The 6,569-nt window shown below is 60.0% G+C and carries 5 protein-coding genes; 2 read left to right on the top strand and 3 right to left on the bottom strand.

The genetic code is table 11. The features are described 5' to 3' along the window. Together VJ604_RS18320 and VJ604_RS18315 are read left to right on the top strand one after the other, a co-directional pair. Window positions 1-1,318, top strand: a 1,318-nt coding sequence (locus VJ604_RS18320) for a sensor histidine kinase (protein WP_324084989.1), incomplete at its 5' end; no start/stop codon positions are given. A gap of 464 nt (window positions 1,319-1,782) precedes the next feature. Further along, on the top strand, window positions 1,783-2,463 hold the full coding sequence (locus tag VJ604_RS18315; protein ID WP_324084988.1) for a GntR family transcriptional regulator: 681 nt from the start codon (window positions 1,783-1,785) through the stop codon (window positions 2,461-2,463). A 13-nt stretch (window positions 2,464-2,476) separates the two neighbouring features. Here the strand turns inward: VJ604_RS18315 and VJ604_RS18310 are convergent, their stop codons facing one another. From VJ604_RS18310 to VJ604_RS18300, 3 genes are all read right to left on the bottom strand, one after another. Further along, window positions 2,477-3,364: a sensor histidine kinase gene (locus VJ604_RS18310; protein ID WP_324084987.1), complete on the bottom strand. Its 888-nt coding sequence runs from the start codon at window positions 3,362-3,364 to the stop codon at window positions 2,477-2,479. A gap of 221 nt (window positions 3,365-3,585) precedes the next feature. Next, window positions 3,586-4,518: an MBL fold metallo-hydrolase gene (locus tag VJ604_RS18305; protein ID WP_324084986.1), complete on the bottom strand. Its 933-nt coding sequence runs from the start codon at window positions 4,516-4,518 to the stop codon at window positions 3,586-3,588. Window positions 4,519-4,751: 233 nt separating this feature from the next. After that, window positions 4,752-6,530 carry an acyl-CoA dehydrogenase FadE gene (locus VJ604_RS18300; protein ID WP_324084985.1) on the bottom strand — a complete coding sequence of 593 codons (1,779 nt, stop codon included), beginning with the start codon at window positions 6,528-6,530 and terminating at the stop codon, window positions 4,752-4,754. Between the last annotated feature and the right edge of the window lie 39 nt (window positions 6,531-6,569).

Here is a 6,569-nt window from a genome sequence, read left to right as displayed (position 1 = left end):
GCAAGGCGCCCTTTCCTGCGCTTGCCTGCCGGTTCGCAGGGCCGACGGAAGCCGGGTACTGGTCACCGTGAATGCCGCACCTTTCCTCGATCTGGACGGCGAGGCAGTGGGAACGGTGGTCATCATGGAAGACGTTACCGCCCAGAAACAGCATGAACAAGAGGCAGCTGACGGCGACCGCCTCTTGCAGGAAACCCAGAAGATCGCGCGGCTCGGAAGCTATGTCCTCGACCTGGCTAAGGACCAATGGTCCTGCTCCAGCACGCTGGCGGAGATCCTGGGGGTAGACGAGACCACCCCCATGACCCTGCTGGGATACCTGGAGCTCATCCACCCCGATTGCAGGGAGAAATTCCTCGACGAGTACCTGAGCGCGGTGATGAGGTCGGAATCCTTCGAGATGGAATACCGGATCAGGCGTTACAACGACGGAGCGGAGCGGTGGGTGGCCGAGTTTTCCGAGCTGAAGCACGACGAAACCGGCAGGCTCTGCAGGAAAGTCGGCATGATCCACGACATCACCGAACGAAAAGCGGCCGAGGAGGCGATCCGCAACCTGAACGCCGATCTGGACCGCAGGGTCATCGAACGGACCTCGCAGCTGGCGGCGGCAAAACGGGAAATCGAGTCCTTCAGCTACTCAGTGTCCCACGATTTGCGCGCCCCCTTGCGGCATATCAACAGCTTCTGCGCCATCTTGAAGGAAGATCTCGGCAGTACCATCCCGGAGGAGGCTCGCTCCTACCTGGATCGCATCCAGGGCGCCAGCTCCAAGATGGGACAGCTGATTGACGACCTGCTGACCCTTACCCAGGTGGGGAGGACGCAGATGAAGCGGGAACGGTTCAACATGAGCAAGGTGGCGGCCGAAGTGGCCAGCATGCTGCAGGAAGGAGGAGAGGATTCCCATGCCGAGTTCATCATCGAGGATGGTATCACCGCCAACGGCGACAGCCAGTTGATCAGGTTGGTACTGCAAAACCTGTTGGGAAACGCCCTCAAATATTCCGCAGGTAAACAGGCCCGCATCGAGTTCGGGAAAACGAAGATCAACGGGAAAACCGTTTTCTTCGTCCGCGATGACGGTGTCGGCTTCGACATGGCCTACGCCGAGAAACTATTCCAGCCCTTCCAACGCCTGCATGGCGCCGAATTCCAGGGGACCGGCATCGGGCTCGCCACCGTCAAACGGATCATCGAACGCCATGGCGGGAGCATCTGGGCGCACGGCAAGGAGATGGAAGGGGCTACCTTCTACTTCACCCTTTCCGGCTCCCAGGTCGCCGATGGATCGGGATCCCATCCCCGGAACAGCTGACAACGATACGACACCACCCATATTCTTGCCCAAACGGCGGCCCTGGTGGCCGCCCTGCCTGCCCATTAGAGAAGGGAGTCACGGGGGCTCACCTCGCCCACGGGAGCTTCCGAAGCGTCAGGGGAGCTGAACGGGCACAGCACCGTGCGTTTTAAAACCACGTTCACTTCATTCCAGCCCGAACAAAGCCTTTTTCTGCGCCCCACCCCTCTCACCCCAACACCCACAGTAACGACTCCACCTAACCCGCCCGTAAAACCTCTCCGATCGCTTGCCAGTAGCGCCTGGAGCAGCCAAGACATCTCATCTAAAAATGCATGCAAAGCAAAATTTGTCTACCATTTTCCAAAACTATGTTTTATGATATTGCCCGCAGATTGACCTGAGGGTGCAATTCGAGGTACGGCATCAGTTCCTGAAGCAAGGGCATGAGGCGTTTCACCGTCCGGGGGGGGAGAGAGTTTATGAGGAAGACGCACGAAATGGTGGAAAAGGCACTGGTGTCGAGCTTACTGAGCGGCGACCCTCGGCCAGGGAGCCAGTTGCAGAGCGAGCGAGACCTGGCGGCGCGCTTCGCGGTGAGCCGCGCGACAGTCCGGGAAGCGCTGCTGAAGCTGCAGAAATCGGGATGGATATCGGTGCAGCAGCGACGTGCCACCATAGTGAATGACTTCTGGTCCTGCGGCGACCTTGACCTCCTCTCCTCGATCACCAAGAACAGCGAGCCCTTCCCCGAGGACCTGACCCTTCACCTGTTGGAGCTGCGCTGCCAGTTTGCCCCCGACTACGCCAGGAGGGCTGTGCTAAATAGTGCCGCCAAGCTGGTCGAGCTTCTCTGCCGCCACCACAAACTCCGCAACAGCCCGGCAAGCATGGTGAAATACGATTCCCAGTTGCACCACACCATGGCCGTGCTGTCGGGAAACAAGATCTACCCGCTCATCATGAACAGCTTCGCCGAGCTTTATTCGAGGTTGAAGGGGGATTTCTTCACCAGTCCCGAGCACCGGGCCCAGGCACGCACTTTTTACGGGGAACTGCAGGAAGCCGCCCAAACCGGCGACGCGGACGGGGCGGAGGAACTTACCCGCCTGGCGATGAACCAGAGACTGGAAAGCTTCCAGCGGAACCGGCATCGGCAATAGCGCGAAAGACCGGCTACGCGACGGGCTTGACCGCCTGCCGCGGTTGGAGATCCTCAGAAACGGTGAAATAGAAGGTTGCCCCGGAGCCCACCTCGGCTTCCGCCCACATCCTCCCCCCATGCCGGTGGATGATCCTCTGCGCGACCGCCAGCCCTACCCCGGCTCCCTCGAACTCCCCTTCCCTGTGCATCCGCTGGAAGACACCGAACAGCCGTTCCGCGTAGCGCATGTCGAACCCTACACCGTTATCCCGCACGGAGTAGACGTTGTCGTTCCCTTCCTTGGCCACCCCCACTTCGATGTGGGCAGTCTCTTCCTTCGCGGTGAATTTCCAGGCGTTCTCCAAAAGGCTCAACATGACCGTCCTCATCAACCGGGGATCGGCACAGACCGGCAGGGCCTTGGGTATGGTGAAGCTGGCCTTCCGGTGGGGGGCCGATCCCTTAAGGCCGACCACCAGTTCGCAGGCAAAACCGCTGAGGTCGACGATCTCGGGAGCCAGGTCGACGTGGGTGCTGCGCGACAGTTTCAGCAGAGCCTCGATGCGCGCCTCCAGTTGCTCTCCGCTGCGCACGATGCACTCAATATACTCGTTGGCCGCTGGATCGAGCCGGTCGCCGAAATCCTCAGCCAGCGCGGCACAGAAGCCGGTCAAGTGCCTAAGCGGCGAGCGAAGGTCGTGCGAGATGCCGTAGATCAGCGACTCAAGCTCCTGGTTGTTGACCGAAAAGGCCTGCTCCCGCCGCACCAGGCTTTCTGTCAGGTGGCGGATCTCCCGCTGGTCCTCGATGCGGGAGTGGTTTTCCAGCCGCTCCAGCTGAGTATGGGCAGCCAATTCGGCCCGACAGGCTGCCAGCTGTTTCTCCAGCGCGCCCACCAGTTCGTACAACTCATCTTCCATATGCAAGCGGAGCGAAAGCTCACGCGTCATCTGCTTTAGGGCTGCTGCCAGTTCCGTTTCTGTCATGGATGGAACCTCGCAGTGACTTTCTGACATATCTTTCACTCTCCAGTTTTACAGATACGGCAAACAGCTTCGCTATCACCGGGTGCCAGAGCGACATTTTGCCACAACCTTACCTTCCGCGCCAGTGTAAATTACCTCGGGTTAATGGAATCGCTCTATGCCAGCGCCGCGGAGTAGAGTTCCCTCACCCCGTCGAACAGATCAACTCCCTCCAGCGCCGCTTTAAGCGGTCCAGGGTCGGCCAGGAAGTCCCGCAGGAAATAAATTTCCGAGGCTTTGATATAGGTGATAACCGGGGCGACCGGAGTATCTCCGCAGATGCTGGCCACCACCTCGCTCACCTTTTCTATCCCGGCATACCGCTTGACCAGTCTGGCCCGCTCCAGAAGCTTCCTGATGTAGAAGAGGACGGTTTCATCGACCCCGTCGATCGAGTACCTGTGGGCCGGCAGGATGGTAAGGCCCCGCAGGCCGACGATCCTCGGAATGCTCTTACAATAAGCGTGATAATTGCTGAAACGGGTGAACGGGTCATCAGCGCTGGGAGTGAGCTCCGAGGACTGGAAGATGTCCCGCAAGAGGATATCACCGGTGACCGCCTGGCCGTTGACCACGTAGACCAGGTCGCTTTGCGAGTGGCCGGAGCAGTCGATGACGGAGATACCCAGCCGGGCAGCGGAATCGGACTCTTCCGCCGCCTCGAACCGCTCCGGGTAGCGGTGAGGGGTATGGAACGCGTCGAGCAGTGAACGGCTGAGCTCAGCGGGGAAGCCGGCCGACGTTATCAGCGACCGGAATCCCTCCACCCACTCCTCGCCGCGGCGCAGCCTTGCGATATCCTTGGCGGGGAAGAAGATGCGGGCATCGCTATGCTCCTCGATATAGGCGGCAAGCCCATCGTGGTCGATATGACAGTGGGTGACGAAGAGGTGCTTGAGACGCTTGAGGTCGACACTGCGCTCCAACTCGACGATCGCCTCCGGCGTCGGAGGACCGGTATCGAAAAGGACCAGTTCGCCTCCGATTTCTGTCGAATAATAATGGACTTCCCCCACCATGTAAGGGGTCATCACGGTATGCTGTTTCACGGAATCTCGCTTGGAAAGCCGACGAGGGCTGGGGATGGGGCCAGTATGACTGGTCAGGGCATTACTAGCACAGCTTGGGCGATGACAACAGTAAAAAGTGGTTACGGCGGAGCGACCTTCAGCCAGCATGGACTCAAGCGGTGAGGGGGCCGGCATTTTAGGGGCCAGCCCCCGCGGGAGGGGAACTTCCCCCCTCCCCTTCAAGGGGAGGGACGGGGTGAGGATGGGGTTGACTAAAAGACGTACCTTTCCGCCTCGATGGCGGCGCCGGCCAGGGTGCGTTTGGCCTCCAGCAGACCGGAGGCATCGTACTTGGTGAAACGCCTGATCCCGGCCAGCATCATGGTCAGGGTGTCCCCCTCGCTCATGAAGTAGGCGGCTTTCCTGGCCGCGGTAGCGATCCTTTCCGAGGCAGCGAGACTGAAGATCTTCACCGCCGCGGTCAGCGCGGATCTCTTCGAGTCGCTCACCTTGGACATCATCTTGTCCGCCCGCAGCACGCAACTCTCCAACGCGAAGATGTTGATAGCGACGTCGGCAATCGCCAGCAGGATCTCCTGTTCGTCCTTGATCTTGTCCCTGTACTTCTGTGCGCCGGTGCCGGCCACCACCAGGAAAGCCTGTTTCAGGCTGGCGATGAGGGCCTTTTCGGCGGCGAACCCGATATTTTCGTCAAGCTCCTCGAAAGATGGTGACATCAGCGATTCGAATGCCTTCATCGCCTCGCGCTGCAGCGGAATCTCTCCCTTCATGGCACGGGTCAGCAGGATACCGGGGATCAGCATGCGGTTGATCTCGTTGGTCCCTTCGAAGATGCGGTTGATCCTCTCGTCGCGGTAGTAGCGCTCGGCCGGATATTCCTGGACGAAGCCGTAACCGCCGTGGATCTGCACGACCTCGTCCACCACCATGGAGAGCATGTCGCTGCAGAAGACCTTGGCGATGGCGCACTCGATGGCGTACTCCTCGATGGCCCGCTGGTACACCTCGTAGTAGTTGGAGGTATCCTTGGGAATGGTGGCGAGCCGGTCGTCAATCAGCCCCGCCAAACGGTACACCAGCGCCTCCGCCGCGAAAATCTCGGCAGTCAGATCGGCGACCTTCTCCTTGATGGCTCCGAAAGAGGCGATGGGACGTCCGAACTGCTTGCGCATGTTGGCGTATTTGAGCCCGGTCTCCAGGGCGTTTTTGGCGGCGCCCGTTACGGCGGCCCCCAGCTTGAAGCGGCCGACGTTCAGCACGTTGAAGGCGATCTTGTGCCCCTTCCCTATCTCACCCAGCACGTTTTCCACCGGCACCTTGGCGTCCTGCAGGATCACCTGGGTGGTCGAAGACCCCTTGATGCCGAGTTTCTTCTCTTCCGGGCCGACGCTGAGCCCCTCGGTGGTCCGCTCCACCAGGAAGGCGGTAAAGTGCTCCTTGTCCACCTTGGCGAAAACGGTATAAAGGTCGGCGATGGCGCCGTTGGTGGTGAACTGCTTGGTGCCGTTAAGGATGTAGTAGCGGCCGTCTGCGGAGAGGACTGCGGAGGCCTTGGCACCGAGCGCGTCGCTGCCGGAGTCTGGCTCGGTGAGGCAGTAGGCGGCGATCCACTCTCCGCTCATCAGTTTGCCGAGGTACTTCTCCTTTTGCTCCTTGGTGCCGTAGTAGACGAGCGGCAGGGTGCCGATGCCGGTGTGGGCTGCGTAGACCACGGAAAAGGAGCCGGAGCCGGACATCTTCTCCGCGGCCAGCATGCTGGTGGCCTTGTCCAGTTCCAGCCCGCCGTACTCTTCCGGGACGTCGATCATCAACAGACCGACCTCGCCGCATTTCTTCATCAATTCCACCACGTGCTGGAACTCTTGGTGCTCGATCTCCTCCCGAACGGGAACGACTTCGTTGGTTACGAACTGTTCGGTGGTCTGCGCGATCTGCCGCTGCTCGTCGCTGAAGTCTTCCGGGGTGAATACGTCGTTTTTGGTGCTTTCCGTGACTAAATACTCGCCGCCTTTAAAAAGCCTTGCTGCCATAAAGCACCTCGCTTCCGCACGATCCAGTTTTCGCGTTCT

Origin of the sequence: Geomonas sp., assembly GCF_035254065.1 — a bacterium.
In the GTDB taxonomy this organism is placed as follows: domain Bacteria; phylum Desulfobacterota; class Desulfuromonadia; order Geobacterales; family Geobacteraceae; genus Geomonas.
The sequence above is the reverse complement of the archived record's forward strand: the minus strand, read 5'-3'. Positions and strand labels throughout refer to the sequence as shown.

Bases quoted from the DNA above. Each gene is read 5' to 3' on its own strand.
- VJ604_RS18315 (WP_324084988.1), top strand. From the start codon at position 1,783: ATGAGGAAGACGCACGAAATGGTGGAAAAGGCACTGGTGTCGAGCTTA.
- VJ604_RS18310 (WP_324084987.1), bottom strand. From the start codon at position 3,364: ATGGAAGATGAGTTGTACGAACTGGTGGGCGCGCTGGAGAAACAGCTG.
- VJ604_RS18300 (WP_324084985.1), bottom strand. From the start codon at position 6,530: ATGGCAGCAAGGCTTTTTAAAGGCGGCGAGTATTTAGTCACGGAAAGC.